The sequence below is a fragment of the Pseudomonas sp. PME37.24/006 genome (assembly GCF_055556635.1).
On sequence record NZ_JBVHNL010000043.1, the window covers coordinates 1 to 284 of the forward strand.

Sequence of the window (284 nt, forward strand, 5' to 3'; positions counted from 1 at the left end):
ACCGCGACCCTCAACGGTCTCGACATCGACGTGCGCGGCTCCGGCGCGCTGCCGACCAACCTGATCACCACTCTGTCGCGCGTCGCAGAAAAGCACCGGCTGGCGCGGCTGACGCGGCACGGCGAGTTGGTGCTGCAACGCGGCTCTCCCGACGTGGCGATCGGAACAGCCAAGATCGTGCTGCCGCCGGGCTCGTTCCTGCAGGCCACCGTCAAGGGCGAAGAGACGCTTGCGGCGCTGGTCCGCGCGCATTGCGGCCGCGCCAAGCATATCGCCGACCTGTT

General features: G+C 69.0%; 1 protein-coding gene. It reads left to right on the forward strand.

The window, feature by feature from the left end; genetic code table 11:
* On the forward strand, nt 1-284 hold a 284-nt coding region (locus tag ACZ3GY_RS23780), incomplete at both ends, for a hypothetical protein (protein WP_465912190.1).